The organism is Marinomonas sp. ATLA20, assembly GCF_057180105.1.
Genome location: NZ_JBXUKU010000036.1, coordinates 1 through 614 on the forward strand (window position 1 = coordinate 1; position 614 = coordinate 614).

Consider the following 614-nt stretch of genomic DNA (forward strand, 5'->3'; position numbering starts at 1 on the left):
ATGCTGCGAGGGTGGTCTTGGGCATTACCGCTTGGACGGCAACATGGTGGGTGACAGAAGCACTGCCCATCCCTGCAACATCTTTATTGCCCATCATCCTACTGCCGACACTTGGCGGGCTTTCGATGGAACAGACATCAAGAGCCTATGGAGATCCGATCGTTTTTATGTATATGGGCGGATTTATGATCGCAATTGCCATTGAAAAATGGAATCTGCATAGGAGAATGGCTTTACACATTTTAAAGGTGATTGGCACACGAAGTGACCGCATTGTATTAGGTGTCATGATCGCGACTGCTTTTTTATCTATGTGGATTTCAAACGCAGCGACAGCCTTAATGATGCTCCCGGTGGCACTTGCTGTGATTAAAGAGGTCAAGGCTAATGATATTTTAGCTGGTCCATCTCTTGAGCGATTCAGTAAAAGCATTTTATTGTCGGTTGCGTATTCAGCGTCAATTGGTGGTCTGGCAACACTTGTCGGATCCGTCCCAAATGCGGTGTTTGCTGCGATGTCAAAAAAGCTATTAGATCGGGAAATTATGTTTTTTGAATGGTTTTTGTTTGGTTTTCCTGTTGCATTGATTCTGCTCATTCTCTTATTCCTGTAT

The 614-nt window shown here is 44.5% G+C and carries 1 protein-coding gene; it reads left to right on the forward strand.

Annotated features, from left to right (window positions below):
- Positions 1 to 17: 17 nt before the first annotated feature.
- Positions 18 to 614: SLC13 family permease (locus AC2A4J_RS20320; RefSeq protein ID WP_484177292.1), on the forward strand; the 597-nt coding region annotated here is incomplete at its 3' end.